This is a genomic window from Klebsiella sp. P1927 (assembly GCF_018204675.1).
GTDB classification, from domain to species: domain Bacteria; phylum Pseudomonadota; class Gammaproteobacteria; order Enterobacterales; family Enterobacteriaceae; genus Klebsiella; species Klebsiella pneumoniae.
In genome coordinates this window covers 2,725,022-2,750,129 of record NZ_CP073377.1, presented here as the reverse complement: position 1 = coordinate 2,750,129, position 25,108 = coordinate 2,725,022, and the positions used below count along the sequence as shown (strand labels likewise).

General features: G+C 52.7%; 37 protein-coding genes. All 37 read left to right on the top strand.

What is annotated here, in order from left to right:
- The 37 genes from KB892_RS13915 to KB892_RS13740 all read left to right on the top strand — a co-directional run bounded on the left by KB892_RS13915 (position 1) and on the right by KB892_RS13740 (position 25,089).
- A complete protein-coding gene (locus KB892_RS13915) occupies positions 1 to 963 on the top strand; it encodes a DUF7146 domain-containing protein (protein ID WP_004198233.1) in 963 nt (320 codons plus the stop codon).
- Complete coding sequence (locus tag KB892_RS13910; RefSeq protein WP_004198239.1) at positions 960 to 1,436, top strand: hypothetical protein; 477 nt, start codon at positions 960 to 962, stop codon at positions 1,434 to 1,436. The genes KB892_RS13915 and KB892_RS13910 overlap by 4 nt, the downstream gene beginning before the upstream one ends.
- A complete protein-coding gene (locus KB892_RS13905; protein WP_004152167.1) occupies positions 1,433 to 2,215 on the top strand; it encodes an antitermination protein in 783 nt (260 codons plus the stop codon). The genes KB892_RS13910 and KB892_RS13905 overlap by 4 nt, the downstream gene beginning before the upstream one ends.
- A gap of 405 nt (positions 2,216 to 2,620) precedes the next feature.
- Positions 2,621 to 2,869 (top strand): phage holin, encoded by a 249-nt coding sequence (locus KB892_RS13900; protein WP_004146526.1) that lies wholly within the window; start codon positions 2,621 to 2,623, stop codon positions 2,867 to 2,869.
- Between the two features lie 2 nt (positions 2,870 to 2,871).
- Complete coding sequence (locus tag KB892_RS13895; RefSeq protein ID WP_004152169.1) at positions 2,872 to 3,402, top strand: lysozyme; 531 nt, start codon at positions 2,872 to 2,874, stop codon at positions 3,400 to 3,402.
- Positions 3,399 to 3,788 carry a lipase chaperone gene (locus KB892_RS13890; protein WP_004153952.1) on the top strand — a complete coding sequence of 130 codons (390 nt, stop codon included), beginning with the start codon at positions 3,399 to 3,401 and terminating at the stop codon, positions 3,786 to 3,788. The genes KB892_RS13895 and KB892_RS13890 overlap by 4 nt, the downstream gene beginning before the upstream one ends.
- Positions 3,673 to 3,930: an Rz1-like lysis system protein LysC gene (locus KB892_RS31145; RefSeq protein ID WP_064754420.1), complete on the top strand. Its 258-nt coding sequence runs from the start codon at positions 3,673 to 3,675 to the stop codon at positions 3,928 to 3,930. Before KB892_RS13890 ends, KB892_RS31145 begins: the two co-directional genes overlap by 116 nt.
- Before the next feature lie 92 nt (positions 3,931 to 4,022).
- Positions 4,023 to 4,343 (top strand): GrlR family regulatory protein, encoded by a 321-nt coding sequence (locus KB892_RS13885; protein WP_004152170.1) that lies wholly within the window; start codon positions 4,023 to 4,025, stop codon positions 4,341 to 4,343.
- Positions 4,344 to 4,708: 365 nt separating this feature from the next.
- On the top strand, positions 4,709 to 5,197 hold the full coding sequence (locus KB892_RS13880) for a hypothetical protein (protein ID WP_004218030.1): 489 nt from the start codon (positions 4,709 to 4,711) through the stop codon (positions 5,195 to 5,197).
- Positions 5,148 to 6,548 (top strand): PBSX family phage terminase large subunit, encoded by a 1,401-nt coding sequence (locus tag KB892_RS13875; RefSeq protein ID WP_004152172.1) that lies wholly within the window; start codon positions 5,148 to 5,150, stop codon positions 6,546 to 6,548. Before KB892_RS13880 ends, KB892_RS13875 begins: the two co-directional genes overlap by 50 nt.
- A gap of 237 nt (positions 6,549 to 6,785) precedes the next feature.
- On the top strand, positions 6,786 to 8,237 hold the full coding sequence (locus tag KB892_RS13870; protein ID WP_004152173.1) for a DUF1073 domain-containing protein: 1,452 nt from the start codon (positions 6,786 to 6,788) through the stop codon (positions 8,235 to 8,237).
- A gap of 55 nt (positions 8,238 to 8,292) precedes the next feature.
- A complete protein-coding gene (locus KB892_RS13865) occupies positions 8,293 to 8,841 on the top strand; it encodes a phage head morphogenesis protein (protein WP_004152174.1) in 549 nt (182 codons plus the stop codon).
- Positions 8,842 to 8,892: 51 nt separating this feature from the next.
- Positions 8,893 to 10,095 (top strand): DUF2213 domain-containing protein, encoded by a 1,203-nt coding sequence (locus KB892_RS13860; RefSeq protein ID WP_004199270.1) that lies wholly within the window; start codon positions 8,893 to 8,895, stop codon positions 10,093 to 10,095.
- 3 nt (positions 10,096 to 10,098) lie between these two features.
- Positions 10,099 to 10,593 (top strand): structural cement protein Gp24, encoded by a 495-nt coding sequence (locus tag KB892_RS13855; protein ID WP_000528476.1) that lies wholly within the window; start codon positions 10,099 to 10,101, stop codon positions 10,591 to 10,593.
- Positions 10,594 to 10,604: 11 nt separating this feature from the next.
- Complete coding sequence (locus tag KB892_RS13850; RefSeq protein WP_001132269.1) at positions 10,605 to 11,546, top strand: DUF2184 domain-containing protein; 942 nt, start codon at positions 10,605 to 10,607, stop codon at positions 11,544 to 11,546.
- Between the two features lie 39 nt (positions 11,547 to 11,585).
- Positions 11,586 to 11,867, top strand: a complete 282-nt coding sequence (locus KB892_RS13845) for an STY1053 family phage-associated protein (RefSeq protein ID WP_000725700.1) — start codon at positions 11,586 to 11,588, stop codon at positions 11,865 to 11,867.
- Entirely contained in the window at positions 11,836 to 12,255 is a 420-nt protein-coding gene (locus KB892_RS13840) for a DUF4054 domain-containing protein (RefSeq protein WP_000113538.1), read from the top strand. Before KB892_RS13845 ends, KB892_RS13840 begins: the two co-directional genes overlap by 32 nt.
- Entirely contained in the window at positions 12,252 to 12,758 is a 507-nt protein-coding gene (locus KB892_RS13835) for a hypothetical protein (protein ID WP_000834982.1), read from the top strand. The genes KB892_RS13840 and KB892_RS13835 overlap by 4 nt, the downstream gene beginning before the upstream one ends.
- Entirely contained in the window at positions 12,758 to 13,144 is a 387-nt protein-coding gene (locus KB892_RS13830; protein ID WP_001116156.1) for a hypothetical protein, read from the top strand. The genes KB892_RS13835 and KB892_RS13830 overlap by 1 nt, the downstream gene beginning before the upstream one ends.
- Complete coding sequence (locus KB892_RS13825) at positions 13,137 to 13,679, top strand: phage neck terminator protein (RefSeq protein WP_000063948.1); 543 nt, start codon at positions 13,137 to 13,139, stop codon at positions 13,677 to 13,679. The genes KB892_RS13830 and KB892_RS13825 overlap by 8 nt, the downstream gene beginning before the upstream one ends.
- Positions 13,680 to 13,682: 3 nt before the next feature.
- Complete coding sequence (locus KB892_RS13820) at positions 13,683 to 14,828, top strand: DUF3383 family protein (protein ID WP_004152177.1); 1,146 nt, start codon at positions 13,683 to 13,685, stop codon at positions 14,826 to 14,828.
- A gap of 10 nt (positions 14,829 to 14,838) precedes the next feature.
- Positions 14,839 to 15,279, top strand: a complete 441-nt coding sequence (locus KB892_RS13815; protein WP_004199809.1) for a DUF3277 family protein — start codon at positions 14,839 to 14,841, stop codon at positions 15,277 to 15,279.
- 3 nt (positions 15,280 to 15,282) lie between these two features.
- The gene (locus tag KB892_RS13810; protein ID WP_004152564.1) at positions 15,283 to 15,708 is read left to right on the top strand and encodes a phage tail assembly chaperone; all 426 of its coding nucleotides are present in this window, start codon (positions 15,283 to 15,285) and stop codon (positions 15,706 to 15,708) included.
- A gap of 35 nt (positions 15,709 to 15,743) precedes the next feature.
- Positions 15,744 to 15,896, top strand: a complete 153-nt coding sequence (locus tag KB892_RS13805; protein WP_004152565.1) for a DUF6889 family protein — start codon at positions 15,744 to 15,746, stop codon at positions 15,894 to 15,896.
- Positions 15,886 to 17,889, top strand: a complete 2,004-nt coding sequence (locus tag KB892_RS13800) for a lytic transglycosylase domain-containing protein (protein ID WP_004152566.1) — start codon at positions 15,886 to 15,888, stop codon at positions 17,887 to 17,889. The genes KB892_RS13805 and KB892_RS13800 overlap by 11 nt, the downstream gene beginning before the upstream one ends.
- On the top strand, positions 17,889 to 18,488 hold the full coding sequence (locus KB892_RS13795) for a phage baseplate protein (RefSeq protein WP_004152567.1): 600 nt from the start codon (positions 17,889 to 17,891) through the stop codon (positions 18,486 to 18,488). Before KB892_RS13800 ends, KB892_RS13795 begins: the two co-directional genes overlap by 1 nt.
- On the top strand, positions 18,489 to 18,791 hold the full coding sequence (locus KB892_RS13790) for a phage baseplate plug family protein (RefSeq protein WP_004152568.1): 303 nt from the start codon (positions 18,489 to 18,491) through the stop codon (positions 18,789 to 18,791).
- A 2-nt stretch (positions 18,792 to 18,793) separates the two neighbouring features.
- Positions 18,794 to 19,816, top strand: coding sequence for a hypothetical protein (locus KB892_RS13785; RefSeq protein ID WP_004152569.1), 1,023 nt, complete (start codon positions 18,794 to 18,796; stop codon positions 19,814 to 19,816).
- Positions 19,816 to 20,157: a hypothetical protein gene (locus tag KB892_RS13780; protein ID WP_004152570.1), complete on the top strand. Its 342-nt coding sequence runs from the start codon at positions 19,816 to 19,818 to the stop codon at positions 20,155 to 20,157. Before KB892_RS13785 ends, KB892_RS13780 begins: the two co-directional genes overlap by 1 nt.
- Positions 20,158 to 20,206: 49 nt before the next feature.
- Positions 20,207 to 20,389: a hypothetical protein gene (locus KB892_RS13775; RefSeq protein WP_004199301.1), complete on the top strand. Its 183-nt coding sequence runs from the start codon at positions 20,207 to 20,209 to the stop codon at positions 20,387 to 20,389.
- Between the two features lie 42 nt (positions 20,390 to 20,431).
- Entirely contained in the window at positions 20,432 to 20,998 is a 567-nt protein-coding gene (locus KB892_RS13770; protein ID WP_004152571.1) for a hypothetical protein, read from the top strand.
- Between the two features lie 53 nt (positions 20,999 to 21,051).
- A complete protein-coding gene (locus KB892_RS13765; protein WP_004152572.1) occupies positions 21,052 to 21,705 on the top strand; it encodes a Gp138 family membrane-puncturing spike protein in 654 nt (217 codons plus the stop codon).
- Position 21,706: 1 nt separating this feature from the next.
- A complete protein-coding gene (locus KB892_RS13760; RefSeq protein ID WP_004152573.1) occupies positions 21,707 to 22,060 on the top strand; it encodes a thioredoxin domain-containing protein in 354 nt (117 codons plus the stop codon).
- The gene (locus KB892_RS13755; RefSeq protein ID WP_004152574.1) at positions 22,060 to 23,256 is read left to right on the top strand and encodes a baseplate J/gp47 family protein; all 1,197 of its coding nucleotides are present in this window, start codon (positions 22,060 to 22,062) and stop codon (positions 23,254 to 23,256) included. The genes KB892_RS13760 and KB892_RS13755 overlap by 1 nt, the downstream gene beginning before the upstream one ends.
- A complete protein-coding gene (locus KB892_RS13750) occupies positions 23,253 to 24,026 on the top strand; it encodes a baseplate wedge 1 family protein (protein ID WP_004152575.1) in 774 nt (257 codons plus the stop codon). Before KB892_RS13755 ends, KB892_RS13750 begins: the two co-directional genes overlap by 4 nt.
- Positions 24,026 to 24,892, top strand: coding sequence for a hypothetical protein (locus tag KB892_RS13745; RefSeq protein ID WP_004152576.1), 867 nt, complete (start codon positions 24,026 to 24,028; stop codon positions 24,890 to 24,892). Before KB892_RS13750 ends, KB892_RS13745 begins: the two co-directional genes overlap by 1 nt.
- Complete coding sequence (locus KB892_RS13740) at positions 24,892 to 25,089, top strand: hypothetical protein (RefSeq protein ID WP_004152577.1); 198 nt, start codon at positions 24,892 to 24,894, stop codon at positions 25,087 to 25,089. Before KB892_RS13745 ends, KB892_RS13740 begins: the two co-directional genes overlap by 1 nt.
- Positions 25,090 to 25,108 lie beyond the last annotated feature (19 nt).

The window sequence follows — 25,108 nt, the reverse complement described above, 5'->3', positions numbered from 1 at the left end:
ATGAAAACAGCAGAAGCAGCAAAAGGCCGGTGGTCAGAAATTTTTGAATATTACGGGCTGCCGCCTATCACCGGGAAAAACCATTACAAGGGAGAATGTCCGGTCTGTAAGGCGCGGGGGAAGTATCGCGTTGATGACCGTGACGGTCAGGGTACATGGATCTGTGTATGCGGTAGCGGTGACGGGATGAAGCTGCTGACCCTGACCCAGTCAAAAAGCTTTTCCGCCATCTGCGCAGAAGTGGACCAGCTCATCGGGAATAACTATCAGCGCATCAACGTGCCTTCTAACAGTTCGGCGGCGCGGCAGCGCCAGCGAGTCATCAGTAAGTTTTCCAAGTTGCTCGATTTACGGGGAACTAGCGCGGCTGGTTACCTTCTTCAACGTGGGATAAGTCGCCTGCCGGCAGAAGGCATCCGTTTTTGTGACCGCCAACGCCATGCGGGGCGCGTTTATCAAGCTCTGTATGCCCTGGCTACCGATGACAAAGCTGAGCTTTGTTACCTGCACCAGACGCTGCTGGACGGCGACAGGAAGGCAGATATTGATAGCGCCAAACGTCTTAAGTCGCTTCAAGAGGACAGCTATCTGGATCACGCCCGCTCTGTGGCCATTCGCATGTTTCCGGTATCAACGACGATCGGCATTGCCGAAGGTATCGAAACAGCACTCTCCTGTTATCAGGTTTATGGCGTCAACACCTGGGCGGTAATCAACAGCGGGTTTATGAAGAAATTCCGGGTCCCGGCAGGTGTGAAGCATCTGATTATTTTTGCCGACATGGACAAGCACTCTGCAACTGGACATGCCGCGGCGTTCGAGTGCGCCCACGCAAACCTGCTGGCGAAAAACGACCTGGTGAAAGTCAGCATACGCTGGCCGGATAACGGAGATTTCAATGATATGCTTATGAACGGCGATCAGGTTCGTGAACAAGTTTTCTATAAAAAGGTGGCAGCATGATGAACAATAACAATCTGCAACATAACCAATTCTTCACCATCGAACAGGACTTTTCGCCTGAGAAAATTACTGATGCTGAGCGCCTTGTTATGGAGCGCTTCAGTCATATTTATGCAAACTGGGCCGATGAAAAAAACTTAAGTCGTGAGGCGGAAGAACTTCGCGTAAGAGAAATTAAAGGTTTTAAAAACATCCTCCTCTCTCCCTGGACATTAAGCGATGTAACCATTGAATGGGATTACTGGGAATCCGTACTTCGTCACAGGTATAAAACACAAAATGGCGATGGCTACGTCCAGATTATCTGGGATCGGCGCGGGTGGCTCACTGACCTTTTGTGCGCCATGAAACCAGTTACCCGGGCTGAAGCATTAACAGTCTGCAAGTGGTTACTGGCATGTGACTATTTTGAGGAACGGGATTCGCTGTTTGATCGCATTATTTTGAACCTGGTCGGGGAGTGCGAAGAATGAAACTGGAAGCCTCCCTCAAACACTTTAGCCCTCAGGGCATGCATATCACCGACGACGCGAAAAGCACATCCCCGAATCGCCTGAATGGCACAGACATTATGACCGGGATCGGTGTGACCAGCAGCAGGGCACGCTTCGGCCTGGCCGCTTTCTTCGGAAAGGCTGGTATCAGCAAAACGGATGAACAGCTTGCAATTCAGGCGCTGGCGCAGTTTGCCATCAAAAACGCTCCTAAAAATGTCCGCAAAGCCGCCGGTGACAAGCTCGGCACCTGCATGTTGACGCTGGCACAATTTGCTTTTGCGGAGTACTCACGTTCGGCGGCCACCAGCGCAACGTGTCACAGCTGCAGCGGAACCGGCTTTATTTCCAGCCATGAAGATGTAATTAAGCACCCTGGTATTTTCGATGCAGACGGTGTCGAGGTGAAGGCCCCAAAGATTAGAAATGAACTGGTGAAAAGGGTCTGTGGAGTGTGTGGAGGAAAGAAAGTGATCCATGCGCGATGCAGGTGTGGTGGTAAAGGGGAGGTGTTAGATCGCAAAGCGACCAAAGAACTTGGCGCACCGGTTTTCAAAACATGTGAGCGCTGCTCTGGAAATGGCTTCTCTGTTGTACCCTCAGCGACGGTTCACCGCGCCATTCTGAAGCGTCTCCCGGATCTCCATCAGTCTTCGTGGTCACGCAACTGGAAACCGTTCTATGAGGGGCTGGTGGACATGCTGCGTCAGGGGGAGCGTCAGGCTGCAGTAGAATTTGAGAAAGCGACAAGTTATTAATATGATCGGAACAAATATCGGCTATTTTTTGCATGATAGTATTGACTTTGCATAAAAGTGTCTAGTATGCTTTCAATCGTGGGATATAACGCCCGTACGAAATTAAAACATGAAACCTCGCTTCGGCGGGGTTTTTTGTTTCTGGCGACTGAAAAGTTGGCCGACTGGAAGACCTCCATTGAGGCCGCGCTCTGGATGGGCGCGTTGTCAAAAGCGGGTTAGCGTCCAACGAGCGACAATTAAATTTTACCCGCGACAATTACAGGCTGCGCATTTGCGTGGCCTTTTTCATTTCAGGCTCACGGGAATCATCATCGACACGCTTCGTTGTTAAATCCAGCCCGACGGCCCTGAACCTTTTACTGACTACAGATAGCACCCCGAACATTATCGGAGGTGGAGACTATGAAAATGCCTGACAAAATCTTTTCGGCGGCCTCGTACTGCTCGTCAGGCGGCCTGATATGCACCGGGCTGGCAAGGACCTATGACTGGTTTCATGGCCTTGACTGGAATTTTATTGCCCTGGCCAGTGGCGTGATAATCGGTGTAGCGACTTATCTGACCAATCTCTACTTTAAGCGCCGCTGGACGAAGATGTATCAGCAATCCCTCGATCGTGGCTATGGTGGCCCGCCACCGCAGGATGAATAGCGATGGCTAACCTGAAAACGAAACTCAGTTCGGCCATGCTGGCGCTTATCGCTGCTGGCGCTTCAGCTCCCGTTCTTATGGACCAGTTCCTGAATGAGAAAGAGGGCAAAAGCCTCACGTCATACCGCGATGGCGCCGGCATATGGACGATATGTCGTGGAGTTACCCAGGTAGATGGAAGACCTGTAACCCAGGGAATGAAGTTAACCCAGGCCAAATGCGATCAGGTTAATGCCGTCGAGCGCAATAAGGCGCTGGCATGGGTAGATCAGAATGTGCGTGTTCCTCTGACACCCCCTCAAAAGGTCGGGATTGCCAGTTTCTGCCCCTATAACATCGGGCCCGGTAAATGCTTTCCTTCCACCTTCTACCGCAAGCTGAATGCCGGTGACCGGAAAGGCGCCTGCGCTGAAATTCGCCGGTGGATTTTTGATGGCGGAAAAGATTGCCGCGTGCGTTCGAACAATTGTTACGGCCAGGTCTCTCGTCGTGATCAGGAAAGCGCACTGGCATGTTGGGGGATAGATGAATGAGCCGATTAGCAGCCATTATCAGCGCTGTTGTGATCTGCCTGATGGTTTGCCTTGGGTGGCTGGTAATGCATTACCACAACGCTGCTGCTGAGCAGAAAACCCGAGCCGATGGCGCCGAGCAGCAGGTAAACAGCACTCAGGCCATCACAGCCAACGTTCTTACCACCATGACCATATTCAATTCCATCGCGGAGGCCAACAAAAATGCCAAAGAGCAGATCGCACTGGACGCATCGGGAGCCGCGGCGGATATCAAAGTGGCTGTTGCGAATGATGATTGCGCTCCCGCTGGTATTCCTGCTGGCGCAGTTAAGCGGTTGCAGCAATACAAAGACAGTTTACGTCACCGTTCCGGTAGTGCCGCTACCCTCCAGCCTGACAGCTGAAACGCCTTATCCTGATATACCGGACAAGATGACGTGGGGCCAGAGCCTTGATTTAAACGTCAGTCTGCTATCAGCGCTGGGGCAGTGCAACCGGGATAAGGCCGACATACGTCGGTCTGAAATATTTAGAGGGAAAAATTAGTCATATCCGGCAGTTATTAAAATGCCATCTTTCTCCCCGTAAGTAGCGTGTCTATAATGCCTTTGCCGATTGGCTACAACATAAGGTGTGACATGAAAAACGGTATTTACTTCGTAACCTTCAGCAGCAATAACCATGATGTTGGACAAGGCACTGTAGTAGTAAAAGACAATGCCATCAACGGTGGTGATTTCGGGTTCACTTACCAAGGCCATATTCAGGGCGATACATTAGATTTGCATGTTTCTCAGCATAATCCTCAGGCGGTGAATGTCATTCAAGGTGTAAATGACTACACGATGGAAATGAGCATTGTAGAAGTGCAGGGGGGTTACCTTTTATCAGGGGCCGTTAAAGGAATTCCTCAAGCTCGGCTTAGGGTAAGTGCAAAATTCATTGGTGAGTTGGTTTAGAGAGTATTCTTTATCCCAAACCCGCTGCGGCGGGTTTTTTTATGGGCATTACAGAGCCACTTCCAGAGGTGGCTCGATAATGTCAAGGCGAGGACAAAATTATGGCAACACCGGACTGGGAGGCCATCGAATCGGCATACCGGGCCGGAGTCCTTAGTCTCCGTGATATAGGCGATAAATACGGCGTTACTGAAGGGGCTATCAGGAAGAGGGCTAAAAAGTTTGATTGGGTACGCAAGGCCAGTACGCAGGTACGCAAAAATGGTACGCAAAAGAGTAAGGCGCGTACCAGCGAAAAGCCTGCCAGCTCTGGCCGTACGCAACCAAAAGCCGAACCTCCACCAGATACGAAACCGATACGCGGGGTGCGTACCGATCCGCCGACTAACCCATTTCAACCCGGCAACCAGCAGGCGTTAAAACACGGTGGTTATGCCCGCCGTCTTCTGCTTAAAGATGAGGTCATTGAAGACGCGAAAGCGTTGACACTCGAAGACGAATTATTTCGCCTTCGGGCTAACAACCTTGTCGCCGCAGAGAATATTGGCCGGTGGTTGACCAAGCTGGATGATGCTGAAGGGGACCAGGAAAGAAAGGTGCTGATGGAAAATATCAGCGCCGCCGAGAAGGCGATGATGCGCAATACCGTTCGTATTGAGTCCATCGTCGGCACGCTTGCGACGGTAGGCAAAATATTTGCTGATACAGACTATCGCAAGGCTGCTACTGATAAGGTGTCGCTGGAGGCCGATCGTCTTCGCCGTGATGCTGGTATTGATGATGGCAACGGAGAGCGTGACCTCAATGACTTCTACTCTGACATCCAAACCGACGCTGAATCCGGTCCTGCGTAGCTTCTGGACGACGCAGGCGCGTAACAAAGTGCTTTATGGTGGCCGGTCATCGTCAAAGTCATGGGATGCTGCTGGCATCGCCATATTCCTGTCAAATAAATACAGCCTGCGCTTTTGTTGTGCGCGTCAGATCCAGAACAAAATTGAAGAGTCGGTGTATACCCTGCTCAAAATTCAGATTGACCGCTTTGGCCTGCGGCATCGTTTCCGCATTCTGAACAACAAAATCATTAACCGGGTGACCGGGTCTGAATTCGTGTTTTATGGGCTCTGGCGCAACATTGAAGAGATTAAGTCTCTGGAAGGTATCAGCGTTCTGTGGCTTGAAGAGGCCCACGCGCTGACGGAGTACCAGTGGAAGATACTGGAGCCTACCATCCGTAAAGAGGGCTCAGAGTGCTGGTTTATCTTTAACCCCGGACTGGTGACTGATTTCGTTTGGCGTAACTTTGTGGTCGATCCGCCAGAAGATACGCTGATACGCAAAATCAACTACGATGAAAACCCCTTTTTGTCCGACACGATGCTGAAGGTTATCGAAGCCGCTAAGCGCCGGGATCCGGATGGGTTTAAGCACGTCTACGAAGGCGTGCCAGAGTCGGATGATGATGCGGCCATTATCAAGCTGTCATGGATTGAGGCGGCTGTTGATGCCCACAAAATCCTGAATTTCGAGCCAAGCGGGCGTAAGCGTATTGGCTTCGACGTCGCCGATAGCGGCGCCGATAAGTGCGCTAACGTCTATCGTCACGGCTCCGTCGTGTATTGGGCGGATGAGTGGAAGGCGAAAGAAGACGAATTGCTGAAGAGCTGCCAGCGTACGTATCAGGCAGCACTGGAGCGCGATGCTGATATCGTCTACGACTCAATCGGCGTTGGGGCATCTGCTGGCGCGAAATTCTCAGAAATTAATGAGGATCGTAAGCGCGAAAACATGAATGCATCCCGCATCAATTATCAGCGATTCAATGCAGGCGCTGGTGTGAATGAGCCGGACTACGAATATAGTGGGATCCCGAACAAGGATTTTTTCGCCAACCTCAAAGCGCAAGCCTGGTGGCTGGTAGCGGATCGCTTCCGTAACACCTTCAACGCGGTAAAGAACGGCGAGCAGTACCCGGTAGATGAGCTGATTAGCATTGACTCATCCTGCCCGCTGCTGGAAAAGCTCAAGCTGGAACTTACCACCCCGCACCGTGATTTTGACAAAAACGGTCGCGTGATGGTGGAAAGCAAGAAAGACCTCGCCAAGCGTGACGTACCATCGCCGAACGTGGCCGACGCGTTCATCATGGCGTTTGCTCCAACCGATACGGCAATGGATATCTGGGAAGCGCTGGGAAACAGCTAAATACCTGGAAATAACCGTTTCACGCAAAATTCACGCTATTCATTTTTCGACCCTGTTTATGCATGTTTTATTCACGCGCTTTTAGCCACTTAACCCCGATAAATAAGCCTTTGGCGGACATTTCATCATGGGAGGGATCCGGCTGGTGCGGGTAACAGTCATTATGTTAAATCGGGTCGTTTTTTAACAAATTATCCTATCCGCCACGAGTACCAAAAAAGCCGGAGAATAGTCACCATGGCGAAGAAAACAGGACGAGTCGCCACGGCGGATTCGTACGATAACTTTGTTGCCCGTGTCGGTATGCAGCAGCCTAATCAGCATGCCGCATCGACCTACAGGGCGAACTATACCAGCCGCAACCGCCTGCTCATCGAGTGGGCTTATCGTTCCTCCTGGATTATTGGCGCCGCAGTCGATTCGAAAGCGGACGATATGACCAAAAAGGGCGTGCGGATCACCAGTGAGATTGACCCGAAACGTCGTGGCATTCTGGAATCACGGTTCGATGAGCTTCAGCTTTGGGATTGCATCAACGAGACGCTGAAATGGTCCCGGCTGTATGGCGGGGCGGTGGCACTGATTCTGATTGAAGGTCAGGCACCGCTGACGCCGCTGGTGCTGGATAAGGTTGGCAAGGGCAGCTTTAAAGGTCTGGCTGTACTTGACCGCTGGATGATTAACCCACAGCTCACCAGGCGCATTAAGGCACTTGGTCCTAACCTCGGCAAGCCTGAATTCTATGACATCGTGACAACGGCGCAGGGGCTGCCTGCGTGGACTGTTCACCACAGCCGCCTGATCCGCATGGATGGTGTGAAACTGCCGTATCAGCAGAAAATCACCGAAAACGAATGGGGGATGTCCATTGTCGAGCGCATCTTCGATCGCCTGACTTCCTACGATAGCACCAGCGTCGGCGCCGCCCAGCTTGCCTACAAGGCACATCTGCGAACGGCAAAGATTAAAAAGCTGCGTGAAATTATCGCCACAGGCGGTAAAGCGTTTGAGGCGCTTATCAAGAATATGGAGATGGTCCGCCAGTACCAGACGAACGAGGGTATGTCCCTGTTTGATTCGGAGGACGAATTTGAAACACATTCCTATTCTTTCGCAGGGCTGTCTGACCTGCTTAGCGAGTTTAAAGAGGATATCGCGGGTGCTGTTGGCATTCCTCTTGTCCGTCTGTTCCGCCAGTCACCGAAGGGTTTTTCAACCGGTGACGCTGACCTCGCGAACTACTACGACGACGTGGGAGCGCTTCAGGAGCGAGATTTACGGCCTCACATCCGCCTGTTATTCGATGTACTGCATCGCTCAGAGTTTGGCGAGCCGTTGCCGCAAGATTTCACCTTTGAGTTTAACCCCCTGTGGCAGATGAGCGACACCGATCGCTCCACGGTGGCAACCAACACAACTACCGCTCTTGCAACCGCGGTGCGTGATTTGGGCATGTCGCCGGCTGCTGCTCTGACTGATTTGCGCGAGCTGTCTGACGTTACCGGCATCGGTGCTTCAATTAGCGATGAGGATATCCAGAATGCGGCGAAACAGTGGCAGGAGACTGAATCTGAAACCAGCCCTCCGCCGCCGATCGGAGGTCCAGTATCAGAAAAGCCTACTGGCGATAGTCGACCAGATAAATCAAATCGTCACGGGTTCCTACGATGGTTCACAGGCAAGCGCTGAGAGCATTGCTAAATCGCTTGTTGACTACTCCGGGGTGATCGACGACTGGGCCGAAATGGTCGGTCGAAAGATGTTTGCCCAGGTGGAGCGTGAAGAGTGGAATCAGTGGCGCTCTGTTTCGGAAGAAATATCCGCTGGTCTGCGTGACGTGATTGGTAACACTCCTGTCGGCATGGTGGCGCAAGACATCGTTTACCGACAGATTCGCTACATGAAGTCTCTGCCATTAGAGGCGGCCGGACGTGTCAGGGAAATTCAGGAGCGTGCGATACAGGCTGTCATCCATGGTGAGCGCCCCGATCAGCTTTACGAGATGATCATGCAATCCGGTGACGTGGCGGCCAGCAGGGCGCGGATGATAGCCCGCACAGAGATAGGGCGCGCAACTGGCGCACTGACCCAGGCACGGGCTCTGGCAGTTGGATCAGAGGGATACTGGTGGCGCATTGAAGGTGCAGGCACCAGGCCCTCACACCGAAAAATGAAAGATAAGTTTGTGCGCTGGGATAGCCCGCCAACGCTCGATGGCATGACTGGACACGCCGGGTGCCTGCCTAACTGCAAGTGTTGGTCGGAAGTGCAAATACCTGACCCTGTAAAATAACAGGCCGCCAATGAGCGGCCTTTTCAATGCCCGCAATTCAGCAGGTAACCCATGAAATATTTCTTTAAAACCCGCCTGGGTAATACCCGCTTTCAACTTGCTGATGGGTCTGTCCTGTTTAAGGACGTCCCGATCGCAAGGACTGGTGAGCAGGAGTACGACGCCACAGAGCGGCCTGAGCTTGTCCCAAACGACAGAGGGAAGGTCATCGTACGCCGGATGCCAGAAGAGGTGTTCAGCGAGCGAGCCATGGCGTCATTCGAAGGAATGGCAGTCACTATCGGCCATCCGCGAGATTTTGACGGGCAGATCATCTTTGTTACCCCTGATAACTGGCGCCAGCTGGCTCACGGGCACATCCAGAACGTACGACGTGGCACGGACGATAAAATCGATCTGCTGCTGGCTGATGTCATCGTCAAAACCCCGGAAGCCCTGCAGGCCATTGATGATGGTGATGACGAGGTCAGCTGCGGGTACGACGCCGATTACGAACAGATTTCACCTGGTCTCGCAAAGCAATCTGCGATTACCGCTAACCATCTGGCCCTTGTCCCTAACGGGCGGGCCGGTTTCCGTTGTGCAATAGGGGATTCTATGCCAAGCACTACTAAAAACTGGTTTACCCGGCTCCTGAAGGCCCGTAAAACCGGGGACGCTGCCGAAATGGCAAGTCTCATTGATAACCCGCCTGATGATGTCACGGGCGATAACGATGTATCGACCTCTATGACACCCGGCGGAGTGGTCATCAACCTTGCACCGCAAAATCCGCTTCCCGGCCCGGCATTGCCTGGTACTGGCGATGGTGAGGAAGAAATTCCTGCATGGGGTAAGGCGCTGATTGAGGCGGTGGCCAAACTCACGCCTGCGGCAGCTGCTCCTGGTACCGGCGATGCCGAGGATGAAGAGGAGAAAAAGGAAGAGGAGGGTAAGGTTACCGGCGATGCCGCTTATCGTGCCGATCTGATTCAGCCAGGCATCCAGTTGCCAGAAAAGGCGAAGCCGACAGCATTCAAGCGCCAGGTGCTTGCCTCTGCCGATCAATCTCTGGTTCGCTCTATTGTCGGTGATGCCGATATCAGCAAGCTGAAAAAAGCCACGGTAGATATGGCTTTCACGGCTGTTTCTGAGCTGGCGAAAAACCGCAATACCAAAACCGTCGACAGCCTGCAAACGCAGACTGCCACCACTGTTAAAACCATTGCCGGTATGAATCAGGCCGCGCAGGAATTCTGGTCTAAACGAGGCTAACTAATGGGTAATACATTTCTTTACCGGATGCCAGCGGGCATCGCCGGGGCAATTTCTCGTCCGCAGGATCTGACGGTTGAACCTCAACTGCTGGACTCCTCCAACCTTTTCCCCGCTTACGGCCTTGGCGGCAAGATTTCCTCCGGGAAATTTGTGCCAATCGCTGCGAGCGATACAGCGTCGGTGCTGGTGGGCATTTATGTTCGTCCGTATCCGACCGCCAGCCAGCCGGATAAAGTCCAGCAGGTAGGCAGCGGTAAAAACTTCACCGGCGATTGCCTGGTACGTGGTTACGTCACGGTAAACATCGGCGCGGATGCATCCAGCGTTGCTCTGCATGGCCCGGTCTACATGCGAGTGGCCACACCATCCGCCTCAAGCCCTCTCGGCGCGTTCCTTGCCGCCGCTGATGGCTCGAATACCGTCCAGATCACTAACGCTTACTTCAATGGCCCTGGCGACACCAGCGGCAACATTGAGCTGGCCTTCAATATTTAAGGAAATCGCAAATGCCAATGACATTTGACCAGGCGACAGTCGACGGCACTGGTGCCTTTCTTGTCCATGAGCTGGAGCGTCTCGATCAGACACTGAATCTGCCGCTGGTGAATTTCACCTGGTCGCGCGATATCCAGTTGCGTGAAGACGTGTCTATTGCTGATGAGATCAGCTCGTTCACTAACACCACTTTTGCTGCTGCCGGTACGCCGAATGCTAACGGTAAAAACTGGCTTAGCAAAGCCGCGACCGCGATGGCTGGACTTAACGTCGACATCGCAAAAACTGGCTTCCCGCTCACACTGTGGGGTATGGAGCTTGGCTGGACCGTTCCTGAATTGCAGGCAGCTGCGCAGGTTGGTCGCCCGATCGACACGCAGAAGTACGACGGCATGCAGCTGAAGTGGAACATGGACACGGACGAGCAGGTTTATATCGGCGATTCCGGTCTGAACGTTAAAGGCCTGCTGAACCTGACGCAGGTAACGCCGACCAACGCCGCGAAGACCTGGGCGACCTCCACCGCTGACGAAATCCGGGCGAGCATTAATGCCGGGTTGAGTGCTGCGTGGGCCAACTCAGCTTACTCCATGGTACCGACGGACATGCTGATCCCGCCGGAGCAGTTCTCTCTGCTGGCAAGCACCATCGTATCCAGCGCTGGTAACCAGTCCCTGCTGACCTATCTGGAAACCAACACCATCGCATACCACCAGAACGGGCGTCCTCTGAACATCCGTCCGGTGAAATGGGCGAAAGGTCGTGGCGTGTCGAACTCTGATCGCATGATGTTCTACACCAACGACAAGAAATACGTTCGCTTCCCGATGGTTCCGCTGATGAGCGTGCCGATCCAGTATCGCGGCCTGTATCAGCTCGTAACCTATTACGGCAAGCTGGGTGCAGTAGAGCCGGTTTATCCGGAAACTCTGGCCTACGTCGACGGCATCTAACCTGCGGCGGCCCGAAAGGGCCGCTCATGAGGACTTGCAATGAAAAAGATTTACGTACTCTCCCCGTTTAACTTCAACGACGGCAAAGAGCAAAAGCATTTCCCGGTTGGCTTCCACGACGTCGATGACACGGTTGCTGATCACTGGTTCGTAAAAGCGCACTGTTCTCCGGATGGCGAAGCGCCAGCGGTCGCAGAAGACCCGCGCATTGCTGAGCTGGAAGCAAAAATCGCCGAGAAAGACGCGCGTATTGCTGAACTCGAAGCGCAATTGCCGGAGACTACCAATAATGGCAAGAAATCAAAGTCTGCCGACGCCTGAGCAGTTCAGGGCAACCTTTCCGCAGTTCGCTGACGATACAAAGTACCCCACGCCAATGATTCAGGCTCGACTGAATCTTGCTGATGCCATGCTGAGTGAGTCGCGCTTTGGCGTGGATATCTTTCCCTACATCGTCGGGCTGTATGTTGCGCACTACATGTACCTTTACGCCGCCGATATGCGTGGTGTAGCTGTGGGTACTGCTGGTGGCATAAATAGCGGCATACAGACCGCGAAATCAGTGGATAAGGTTTCAGCCAGTTATGACGCAAGCGCAACCCTGGACCCTAATGCCGGTTTCTGGAACAACTCCCGTTACGGATCGGAGTTCTGGGAATACCTGATGATGTTTGGTGCCGGTGCGGTTCAACTGGGGACGCCGGAATGAAAAGCGGGCTCACAATTCGGGAAGACAATTACAGCAGCGTTCTGGATGCGCTGAAGCAGCTGTCAGGCACTGATGTGCTGGTTGGTATCCCGGCAGGTCCTCCGCGCGATGATGCGCCGCTGAGCAACGCTGAGCTGGGGTATCTCCAGTCCACCGGGGCAACCGTAGAGATAGACGGTGAGACCGTTACTCTGCCGCCAAGGCCATTTCTGGACATGGGTATTGAGGATTCCCGGGATAAAACGACAGAGCGTTTAAAGCTGGCCGCTCAGTCTGCGCTTGAAGGTAAGGCAGATGTGGCGTCGATGCATCTTGAAGCCGCAGGCCAGATTGCGCGTGATGCCTCAAAGGCTGTCATTGAGGCAGGCGATCGTCTGACCCCACTATCTGAAAAAACCATCAAGAAGCGCAGAGAAATGAAGCCTCCCATTCCAGGCGATAAGCCGTTGCGTGCCCGCGGATTCCTGTTCAGAGCGATTCAGTATGTCGTGAGGAAAGAATAATGCCGTTTCTCGATGTGACGGATGTTCTGCTTGATCCGGACTTTGTCGACCTGTCTCTGGTGTGTTATCGACAGGTGCAGACAGTGGACGAAGATAATTTTCCAACCAATACCGTGCAGGCTATTCCGTTCTCTGGTGTCGTAACCGTCGACCGTTCACTGGAAGCGAAGCGTATGGCCGCCGGACAGAACATCAACGGGGCCATTCTCATCGTGACGCAGTTCAGGCTGACTCAGGGGCAACCCGGATTAGATGCCGATATCGTAACCTACCGCGGGCGAGATTATCGTGTGACGTTTGTCGACCCGTATACGGCGTACGGTGCCGGGTTCGTTCAGGCGCATTGCGAGCTTCTGGAATTCGACGGGGGAACGCCAATTGAGTAACGACAGCACAACGGCGGGATATCTGACCCCCGTCGGTGATTCACCGCCCTACGATGAGGATCTGGAACGGCTAATCAGCCGCTGGATACGGGGTGTGACAGGGCTGGCTGCCACGCTGGTTTACCCACGCTGGACTGACCCGCAAAAGCAGATACCCAAAAACGGCACCACCTGGTGCGCGTTCGGTATCACCGGCATTCAGGAGGACTTCAACCCGGCGTACGTGCAGGGCGAAGAGAACACCGAACAGTGGTCGCATGAGACCGTGAGCCTGATCTTGTGCTTCTATGGCCCGCAGGGGCTGGCAATGGCCACGCGCTTTCGTGACGGTCTGCTGGTCTCGCAGAACAATGACGAGCTCAACCGCTCTGGCCTGACATTTCTGCAGCATGGGCGGATCCTCAATCTGCCCGAACTCATCAATAACCAGTGGGTGCGCCGGTACGATATCAGCGTTGACCTGCGCCGCAAAATCATCCGCCAGTACGGCATTCAATCGCTGGTCGACGCGCCAGTGCAATTTTTTGGAGATTAAAACATGGCACAGGGCTTACCTGTTTCCAATGTCGTTAACGTTGACGTCATCATGTCACCGGTAGCGGCAACGGGGCGAAACTTCGGTGCGCTCCTCATTCTGGGAACCTCTACCGTTATTCCGGTTACCGAGCGCATTCGCCAGTATTCGGCCATTGAAGATATCGGCGATGATTTTGGCGCTGACTCCCCGGAATACGAAGCAGCGACCATCTTCTTTTCACAATCACCAAAACCCACGCTGGTCTATATCGGCCGTTGGGCGAAGACGCTGGCGGAAGGAGAGGCCGGGGCGGTGGAAACCTTGCTACAGGCCGTTAATGCCTGCCTTCAGTATACCAACTGGTACGGGCTGGCAATTGCCGACAGCGCCGATCTGGTTGAGGCTGACGTGATTTCCGTTGCTGCTGCTATTGAGGCATCCAGCTTAAGCCGCATTCTGGCCGTTACCACTGCTGATGTGAATGTGCTGGTCTCGGGGAATACCGACAACATCGGCTATAAGCTGAAAGCCGCCGGCTACAGCCGTACGTTCTGGCAGTACAGCTCCAGCAGCAAATACGCCGCTATCTCGGCATTTGGCCGTGCGTTTACGGTGAATTTCACCGGCAACAACACCACGATCACCCTGAAGTTCAAAACCGAGCCGGGCGTGACGCACGAAACGCTGACGACCGCACAGGCGTCCGCTATTGATGCTATTAACGGTAACGTCTACGTCTACTACGCCAACGATACAGCGATTATCCAGCAGGGTGTGATGGCGAACGGTGATTTCTTTGATGAGCGGCATGGCCTGGACTGGCTGCAGAACTACGTTCAGACCAATCTCTATAACCTGCTTTACACCTCGGCCACCAAAATCCCGCAGACCGACGCAGGCGTAACCCGGTTAATGACCAACGTCGAAGCCTCACTGGATCAGGCGGTAAATAACGGCCTCATTGCTCCGGGTGTCTGGAACGGTGGCCCGATTGGCCAGATTGAATCCGGGGATACCCTGACCAAGGGTTACTACGTCTACGCCGACGCGGTAGCTAACCAGGCTCAATCCGACAGGGAAGCGCGTAAGTCGCCGGTAATTCAGGCGGCGATCAAGCTGGCTGGCGCTATTCATTATGGCGACGTGCAGATCAACGTGGTCCGTTAAGGGGAACTAAATGTCTACTTACTCTTTTATTGACGTCTCTGCATCCCTGACGGGCCCGACCGGCAGTATCGATCTGGGTTACGGCTCGGCGAACTCCGAAGAGGGGATCACCGTAGTCATGGCAGAGGCAAAAAACACCATGACCGTAGGCGCCGACGGGGAAGTGATGCACAGCCTTCACGCCGGTAAGAGCGGCACCATCACGGTAACGCTGCTTAAGACCTCCCCGGTCAACAAAAAACTGTCTCTGATGTACAACGCACAGAGCCAGTCTTCAGCCACCTGGGGTAACAACGTCATCGTAGTGCGAAACAAAGTCTCTGGCGACATCTCGACAGCGCGTTCCTGCGCCTTCCAGAAACAGCCGGATCACGCCAACGCAAAGGTTGGTAACACAGTGTCGTGGGTTTTTGACTGCGGCAAGATTGACCAACTGCTGGGGGAGTTTTAACAGATGGAATTTGAAATCAAAGGGGTTAATTACCGAACCGCCAAACTTGACGTATTCCAGCAACTGAAGGTCAGCCGTAAGCTGCTGCCGGTGCTGGCCGGGCTCGTTAGTGAATTTTCCACGCTGAAAGCGCAGGCCGCTGCGGGTAACTCTGGTGCAGTGCTGGAAAGCGTACTGCCGAAAATTGCCGATACGCTGGCCGCGCTGCCGGATGAGGACGTTAACGCGGTGATTTATCCGTGCCTGAGCGTCGTTTCCCGCCAGCACGAAAAGGGCTGGACGAAGGTGTTCGATCAGGGCGTACTGATGTTCGACGATACGGACCTGTTTACCATGCTGCAGCTGGTGGCGCGGGTGGTCGCCGATAGTCTGGGAAATTTTTTGAAAGAACTCCCCGCCAGCGAGACGTCCACCCCGCCAGTGGCCTGACGCTGGAAACTCTTCCTGAAGGCGAAAGCTTCCTGATGCGCCCGGTTGATGCCGGATACATCACTTACACCGCACTTAAAGACGGCTCGGTCGACCTGGCCGATGTTGCCCGCATGAATGACTGGCTGGACCTAAAAGCCGATAACGAATACCGCATAGCGAAATGGAGAGAGGACAATGAACGCTGAAACGCTCAAGGACTTTCTGATCTCGCTTGGGTTTAACGTTGATGAGGCCGGTGCTAAAAAGTTCGATGCTGTAGTGGCGGGTACGACGCTGAAAGCGATTGAGCTAGGCGTCAAGGTCGAAGCGGCAGCGCTTTCTGTTGTCGCGTTCACCGCCAAAATAGCCAGCAGCCTCGACAACCTCTATTGGGCCTCTCAGCGCACCGGAGCGACGGTAGAGGGCATCAAGCAAATCGGGTATGCAGTTAGCCAGGTAGGCGGCAGCGCCGACTCAGCGCGTGGATCGCTTGAGAATCTGGCACGGTTTATCCGCAATAACCCAGGCGCGGAAGGTTTCCTGAACCGGCTGGGGGTTCAAACGCGTGATGCCAGCGGCAATATGCGGGACATGGCGACGATCTTTACCGGCGTCGGCCAGCGTCTTAGCAGCATGCCGTATTACCGCGCGAACCAGTACGCTCAAATGCTGGGTCTGGATGAAAACACCCTGATGGCAATGCGTCGCGGTATCGGCCAGTTTAGTGGCGAATACACCGCGATGGCGAAGGCGATCGGCTATAACGCCGATGTGGCCGCCGTCAGCTCTAATAAATTCATGACCTCGCTGCGCTCCTTTGGGCTGATGGCAGGCATGGCGCGGGATAAAATAGGCTCCAGCCTCGCTGATGGCCTTGCTGGCTCTCTGGACAGGCTGCGTCGACAAATTCTGGAAAACTTCCCGAAAATTGAAGGCGCAATAACCGGTACCGTGAAAGGAATTCTCTGGGCTGGTGAGATGGTAGGCAGGGTAATTTACCGCCTTATTCAGGCCGCCAGTGATATCCGGGCCTGGTGGATCGGGCTGGATAGCGACACACAAAAGCTTATTCAGACGCTTGGTGGCTTGCTTGTAGCCTGGCGATTGCTGAATGCGGCAATGCTTGCCTCTCCGATTACCTGGGTGCTGGCGCTCGCAGGCGCCATCCTGGTGCTGTACGACGATTACAAGACCTGGAAGGAAGGCGGTAAAAGCCTCATCGACTGGAAGTCGTGGGAACCGGCGATAACTCTGGCGCTTAACGCCATTGAAAAACTATGGACTGGTGTGAAGCGCCTTAAAGATGAGCTGATTAAGCTTTTCGGTATCGACCCTAAAACATGGTCGATTAAGTTCGAATTCGACAGTCTGAAGAAGCAGTTCAATGAGCTGAACAAGATGCTGGATACCATAGGCAAGCTTCTCAATGCGATTGATGAAGGTCGCTGGTCAGACGCGGCAGCTTACGCCAGACAGCTGCTGAATCAGGGCGGCGAGCCGACACCATCAAACGCGGTGACAGACAGCGCCAATAGAGCTGCGGACTGGATTCAGAATAAAACCGGGTTTGACCCTCGCAGTATTGGTCAAGCCGTTACTGGCTGGTTTGGCGCTGACGCTACTCAATACGGGCAGTCTGTTAAACGACCTCAGGCCACTAAAGCAGGCGCTCAGTTGCTGGGCTGGATGGCTCCGATGATGGGTAAGCTGGAAGCGCTGTACAACCTCCCTGCGGGCCTGCTGCGTAGCGTAGCCCTTACAGAGTCTGGCGGTAACCAGTTCGCTGTTTCTGGTGCTGGCGCACAGGGATTGTTCCAGTTTATGCCTGGAACCGCTCGGGATATGGGGCTACGCGGGAATGATGTCTTCGACCCGATCAAGTCAGCGGAAGCAGCGGCGCGATATCTTTCGATGCTCCTGCAGAAGAACGGCGGTGATCTGAATAAAACTCTGGCCTCCTATAACTGGGGCATCGGTAATGTGCAGAAGTACGGCATGGCGCTGATGCCGCAGGAAACCAGGCAATATATCCCGAAAGTGTTGAGCAATATGCCGGGGGCTGGGGCGACATTGAACCAGAATACCGTTATCAACATTTCTGGTGTCAGCGATCCGAGAGAGGCGGGGAAAATCGTCTCTGAAAGCCAGGGCAACGTTAATGCACGCGCTACCCAGCAACTAACCCGGGGGCCGAGCTGATGGATATTCTTTCAACCATTTTCCAGCAGCGGAGCCGCCGTATTGGTCTGATGATACCCGATGTGGTGGTTTCAGAGCGTCATAGCGATGCTCTGGAGGTGACAGAGCATCCAGTTGAAAGGCCTACAAGCGCAGGCACAGGGTTCATTGCAGACCATGCGTATCGGCGCCCGTCAGAAGTCGTTATGGAGATAGGCTTTGCTGGTGGTGGTTCCTTGCTGGATTTTTATGATACAGCAGGCATCGGGCTGTCTACGCCCCTTAACAACATGGGGCCTAAGGAAGTCTATGCTGAGCTGCTCAAAATGCAGCAGGAAAGGCAATTGCTTGATGTGACCACCGGGAAACGTCTTTATACCAATATGGTGATCCGCTCTCTGGATGTGACGACCGAACGTACCAGCGAAAACGTACTGATGGCGACAGTTACACTGAGGGAAATAATCACCAGCCAAACGCAGACAGTCAGCGTGGCAGCGAAGGAAAATATGAAAGAGGGGGTAAACACGTCAGCGGTGCAAAATTCAGGAGTAAAGACGCCGACTCCGAAAGATGAGTCGCTACTAAGCCGGTTTGTCGGCTTCATCTCGGGAGGTTAAATGGCTGTTTCAGAAATCCCTCTGTCACCAGAAAACCAGCGATTCTCCATATCTGTGGCAGGTCAAAGTCTGCAAATGGCTGTCACCTGGCGTGCTGCTTTCTGGTGTCTGGATATCATGGACAGTACCGGGGCCGACCTGATAAAGGGGATCCCGCTTATCACCGGCGCCAACCTGTTGGCGCAGTATCGCTATCTCGGGCTTGGCTTTTCGCTCTATGTCAATTGCGACGACCCGGCAAATGATAATCCAACCCAAACAGACCTCGGCATTAAAAGCCATCTCTACGCAGTAACGGAGTGATTATGTCTCAGAACTGGATGCGGCACTTTGAGCTGCAGCTTATTGATGATAAGGGTGATGGGATTTCGCTGTCGGATTTTAAGGTGACGTTTAATATCCAGAAGATGCCCGCGACTATCTTTAACGGATTCGTCGGTAACTTCAAAATCTACAATCTGTCGCCGGAGACTCAAAACCGGATCATGGGTAAAGAGTTTACTCGTGTAAGGGCTATTGCCGGGTATAACGGCACAGCAGATAGCAGCGGCAACTATCCTGATAAAAATGTGGGGATCATCTTTAACGGTGATATTCGCTTTACCGTCACCGGCAAAGATAACGTCACCGATAGTTGGGTGCTTATCCAGTGTATTGATGGCTGGGAGGGGCATCTCAACGCCAGCGTGAAAACGACAGTGTCGGCAGGCTGGAAGCATGCTGACCTGTTTGATTTGGGTATGCAGTCCCTTAGCCCTTATGGCATTACAGAGGGAAGCAGGCCGGATTTTGGTCCAACTGTATTCCCCCGCGGCCGCACTATTTATCAGAACACTGGACGCCTTATGTACAGCCTTGCAGGGCAGTGCAAGGCTAACTGGTGGTACGAAAACAACCAGGTGCATATCGTTCCTGATGATAAGTACATACAGGAAGCGATTGTGCTGAACGCCAATACGGGCCTGATCGGTATGCCTCAGCAGACGATGGGCGCCGGGGTAAATGTGCGCTGTCTGATAAACCCGAATATTAAGCTTGGGGGGCTTATCAGGCTGGATCAGGCTTCTGTATATCGTCAGGCTCTCGGTAATGATCAGGTTGGTCAGTCACCAGGTCTATTAGGCGAAAGTACCACAGACGGTAACATCTATGTCGATGGGCTTCCCGGGTCGCAGCTGGCGGCAATCAATACCGACGGTGATTACATTGTCGGCAGCATTGACTATACTGGCGATACTCGCGGGCAGGCGTGGTATATGGACCTGCTGTGTCTGGCGAAAGGGGCTAGAGAACTGCAAAGCCTGAGCACTTTAAACAAGGTTGGCTGATGAAAAAATTAGGAATATTTTTGGTCTTTGGGGTGTTTTATTCCTGCGGAGCTTTTTCTGCCACTCAATGCGGACCTTTTTTCTTAAAGGGCGAAAGCGATGGGTTGATGCATATCAACGGACAAGCCCCTGAAACGCAGAAAATGACCTTCCTCAAGCAAAAAGACGACTTCGATAACGTCATGATGCAATGGATGCTCCCAGACGCCAAAACAGGGCGTTGGCTAGGTCTCGACTACGTTAAGCGCAACAATAAGGCCATCCTCAACGTCGAAGTGATCCGCAAGAACATGGACGAGCCCAGAGAGTTCTGGACGTACGACTGTCGGAAGGTGAAGTAATCTGGTTGCTCGCTATTTTATGTGCTTAAAGGCAGGGTAGGTAAGCGTTATGTCAAATTTTCTCACCGGTGTAAAAATTGATCATCCGCCTATCCCTTGCGAAGACCTGAAATGTGAACAGGAGAGAACGGGGGATATTTTTATTAATTACCCCGTTAATGGAGAAAGATTTTCCCCAGAAAATCCCGCCGACAATGCATTTAACGTTAAAACACCAAGCGGTAGTGATTAAGCTCATTTAATCCCCTAATCTGTTTCAAAAACAGGAGGGGAAATGAACGCTTACGACTACAAGAAAGCAGTTTACCGGATAGCAAGGCATGAGGCTGGTCATTGGCTTGCAGCCTACATCTTGGGATGGGATCCAAAAAAAATTGAACTAAAAGTTCCCAGCTCGGAAAATAGTCATTATGGCTATGCGTTATGCGCCTATAAAGTAAATTTAGAGACTATATGTGATGTCAGAGATTACGCTCGTGGCAGAGTTAAGGTGCTCTATTGTGGTGCATATGCTGATGGTTATGATGGATATAATTTTGACTATGAAAGAATAGGGCGTGAGATGGGGCGCACAGGTGGTGCGTATTCTGATTTTTGGAAAGCCGAAGAGATATATTTCTTTTATTATAATTGCCTTGAGAGTAAAGGTGATTGGGAGTACGAATTTAATCCTATTGTGAACGACGTTAAATTGTTAGTCAGAATGCATCATGACTTCCTTGATTCTGTTGGAAATTATGCAAAAGATAAAGCTTTGAACATCGGTGATGTTATAGAGATAACTCCTGATACTCTCAAAACCTTGTTCATAGAAAGTAAGATAAGACTCCCTTCTTATTAGCTTATAGTTAAGAAGCCCGCTCCGGCGGGTTTTTTAATGCCGGAGTAAACCAAATGCCCGTAGCACTAAACTCCCAGCTCGGCAGTAAAGAGCAGGCAGACGCACAACTGGCGCAGGCGATCATGTCTGCAATGCGCGTCTCCATGCCTGGCATCATTCAGTCGTTTGATCCGGATGCTGTCACCGCTGTTGTTCAGCCAGCCATTAAAGGCGCAGAGAAGGACGAATCCGGCGCCCAGGTATCGGTAAACCTCCCACTGCTGGTGGACGTTCCTGTCGTTTTCCCTCGTGGCGGAGGCTGTACGCTGACTTTTCCTGTTAAGCCTGGTGATGAATGCCTTGTTATCTTTGCAGACCGCTGTATCGATTTCTGGTGGCAAAGTGGAGGTATTCAGGAGCCAGTAGACGAGCGCATGCATGATTTGTCGGATGCCTTCTGCATTGTCGGCCCTCAGTCTCAGGCGAAAAAAATCGGCGGTATCAGCACCAGTGCGGTAGAGCTGCGCAGCGATGACGGGGAAACAAAGTTGAGCCTTAATCCTGCCAGCGGAGCTATCAACGGCACGGCGCCGGGAGGTTTTAACCTGAACGGGCTTAAAATTCTTTCGGACGGCCGCCTGCAGCTGGTGGATGGCTCAATCGTTGATAAGCATACGCATGGTGGCGTTGAACCTGGTGGCAGCAGTACAGCACCACTCGGAGGATGATATGCGATACCGTCGAGAAGATGACGATGGGGATTACACCTTCGGTCAGGGCGATGATACCTGGCTGGTTAACTCCCCCGAGGCTGTCGCGCAGGCCATAAAAACTCGCTTTCTGCTTTGGTACGGACAGTGGTTTCTGGACACCACAGAAGGTACGCCATGGATTCAGTCCGTTCTGGGTAAGCAAAAGCCGGATACCTACAACCTCGCTATCCGTAAGCGGATCCTCGAAACGCAGGGGGTTAGCTCAATCACTGCATTTAATACCACTGTTGACGGTACCACGCGCCGTGTAACGTTCACTGCGACGGTGGAAACCATCTACGGGACAACCACAGTAACTTCGGAGGCGTAATGTCTTTGGACCTCGACACGCTCGGCTTATCGGCAACGGTAACCGCTGAGGGGATAAGTGCGCCCGACTACCAGACCGTTCTGGACACCATCACTGGTTATTTTCAGCAGATTTATGGCAGTGATGCCTATCTTGACCCGGACAGCAAAGACGGCCAGATGGTCGCTCTGGTGGCTCTGGCCATTCACGATGCCAACAACACGGCCATTTCCGTTTACCGGTCATTTTCTCCGTCGACGGCGCTGGACGATGCATTAACCAGTAACGTCAAAATTAACGGCATCACTCGCCGTGCTGCGACAAACTCTACGGTAGATGAGCTGATCGAAGGTGAGGCCGGAACGTTGATCACAAACGGGTCTGTGAAAGATGCCAACGGTATCATCTGGAATCTTCCTGCTCAGGTGACAATTGGTATTGATGGGACGGTTATTGCTACAGCGACGTGTTCTGTTGCTGGTGCTGTGGCCGCCCCTGCCGGGTCAGTCAATAAGATAAACACCCCGACACGTGGTTGGGTATCAGTAACTAACCCGCAAGCGGCTACGGTAGGCGTTGCTGCCGAAACAAATGCTGAATTGCGTGTCCGGCAATCACAGAGCGTTGCTTTACCGTCTCTGACGCCGTTTGAGGCGGTAGATGGCGCGATAGCAAATATCAGCGGCGTAACGCGACACAAGCTGTATGAGAACGATACAGATACCACTGATGCAAATGGCCTGCCTCCGCACTCAATCGCCGCCATTGTAGAAGGTGGTGATGCGACGGTCATTGCAAACAGCATTCGTGGTGTGAAAGGGCAGGGCGTAACACCCTACGGTAGTACGGTGATTGTTGTGCCTGATAAGTACGGAAACCCTCACTCGGTAGGTTTTTCAAGGCCGGTCGATGTACCCATTTACGTCAAAATCACTATCGAACCTCTTACGGGCTACACATCCCAGGTTGGCGAAGAGATAAAGGCGGCTGTATCTGCCTACATTAACTCACTGGCAATCGGCGCCAGCGTTCTTCTCAGTCGCGTTTACTCACCGGCTAACCTTGGTGTTGTCAGTGGTGGTAATGCCAGGTATTACGACATTACCGAGTTGCTGATCGGGACGTCTGCCGGTGGCGTAGCCGCGGCAAACGTGGATATTGCCTTTGACCAGTCAGCATCCTGCGCCGTCAGCAATATTAATCTGGTGGTCTCATGAGCAGATACACTGACCGCATAACAAACTACCACGCCGGTAAACCAAAGTTCTTTGCCCACGTCGACCTATCCACCAGGCCACTGAGTGATGTTTCCGATGCCATGTCACGGCTAATACCCGATTTTGATATTGATACCGCCGTAGGCGTGCAACTCGACGTTGTGGGTGAATGGGTTGGGCGCTCCCGGCGCGTAGCCACACCGGTAACCGGGATTTATTTTTCGTGGGACACCGAGCGGGTTGGCTGGGACCAGGGGGTCTGGCAGGGCCCATATGACCCAAACGACGGTTTTATCGATCTAAGCGATGAAATATATCGGCTAATGCTGAAGGTGAAAGTGGCGATAAACAACTGGGATGGACAGAACGACTCGCTTCCTCCAATTCTTGATACCGCCCTTGCCGGGTCCGGGATCCGAATGGCTATTGTCGACAACCAGGATATGTCGATTTCTATCTGGATACTCGGTGACCCATCGGTAGCCCTAAGTGAAATAGACCGGTTAATTCTGGATAGCGCCGTCAATAAAGGCCCCTTTATCGCATTACCGGCAGGTTACGTACCATCGCGCTATGACATTAACCCAATTGACCAGGTTAACAGCGAACTATGGTGGGCTATTCAAAACGGTTATATGACGGTTAAGGCCGCCGGAGTTCGTGTCCGTGAAATAGAGACCGTCAGTGATGGTTATCAGTTTTTTGGCTTCGATATCGAAAATGACTATATCGCTGGTTTCGACCGCGGGTCATGGGGAGAGAGATTTTAATGGCGACTAACGATTTTAAACCCTTCGCTACTGGTAGCGGGGCAAACGTATTATCACAGGCTGATTATGAAGCGCTATCTGCACTGGCATCAGGATTTCTTTCCGGCAAAGCCTCGTCAGCACAAGTAAATAAAGCACTACGGCAATCCTCTACAATTGCTGCCGTCCTTGCGCAATTCATGGCGGATAGCACAGGAAGCGATGTCCTGGATAATGGAAACATTGCCACGTTACTAAATATTCTCAAGTCCGCACTTAATAATCAGGCAGAAGGACGCCTGCTCCGCATTCAGGTTTTTACCGCTAGCGGAGCATGGGTAAAAACTGCTGGCACTAAAAAAGTCAGAATCAAGGCATGGGGTGCAGGCGGGGGTGGGAAGGGAACGGACACAGCAGGGACGGGGGCATCAAGTGGCGCAGGTGGGGCTTATGTAGAGGGCTTGTATGATGTAAGTAGCATCACTGGAGCAAATATTGTTATCGGTGCTGGTGGCGCTGCTGTTGTGGCAGGAAATTCCGGAAACGGTGGCGATGGTGGTGATACTACCATTGTTGATCTTGGCATTTCTGCAGGCGGTGGGAAGGGCGGCAATTCAACGGGTAATTCTGCTGGAGGTACTCCCGGCGCGCCCTCTGTAGGGACTATTTTTTCAGTGGTCGGGCAAGGTGGCCAGGGGGCGGTCGGCGCCTTGGGCGGTGTGGGTGGAGCGTCTCACAGCAGTTATGGTGGTCTTCCTCACGTCAGTACATCTGGAGATGATGGTTTCTTTCCCGGTGGCGGCGGTGCTGGTGCATCGTATGATTCAGTGGCCAGGGCGTCAGGGAAAGGGGCTAATGGCTACGTTATCATTGAGGAGCTGGCATAATGGCAGGAAATTATGCGGTCATTGAAAACGGGATAGTCATCAATATAATTATTGCAGAAAATGGTTATGAGTACGCTGGTGCAGACCTTGTGGAATATCAAGAAAACATATTTTGCCAGCCAGGAATGTTTTATAACAAAGATGATGGTTTATTCTATGACGACAAAGAGTTCTCAAAAATAAATAACATCATCTAAGTGCATGTAAATTACCAAT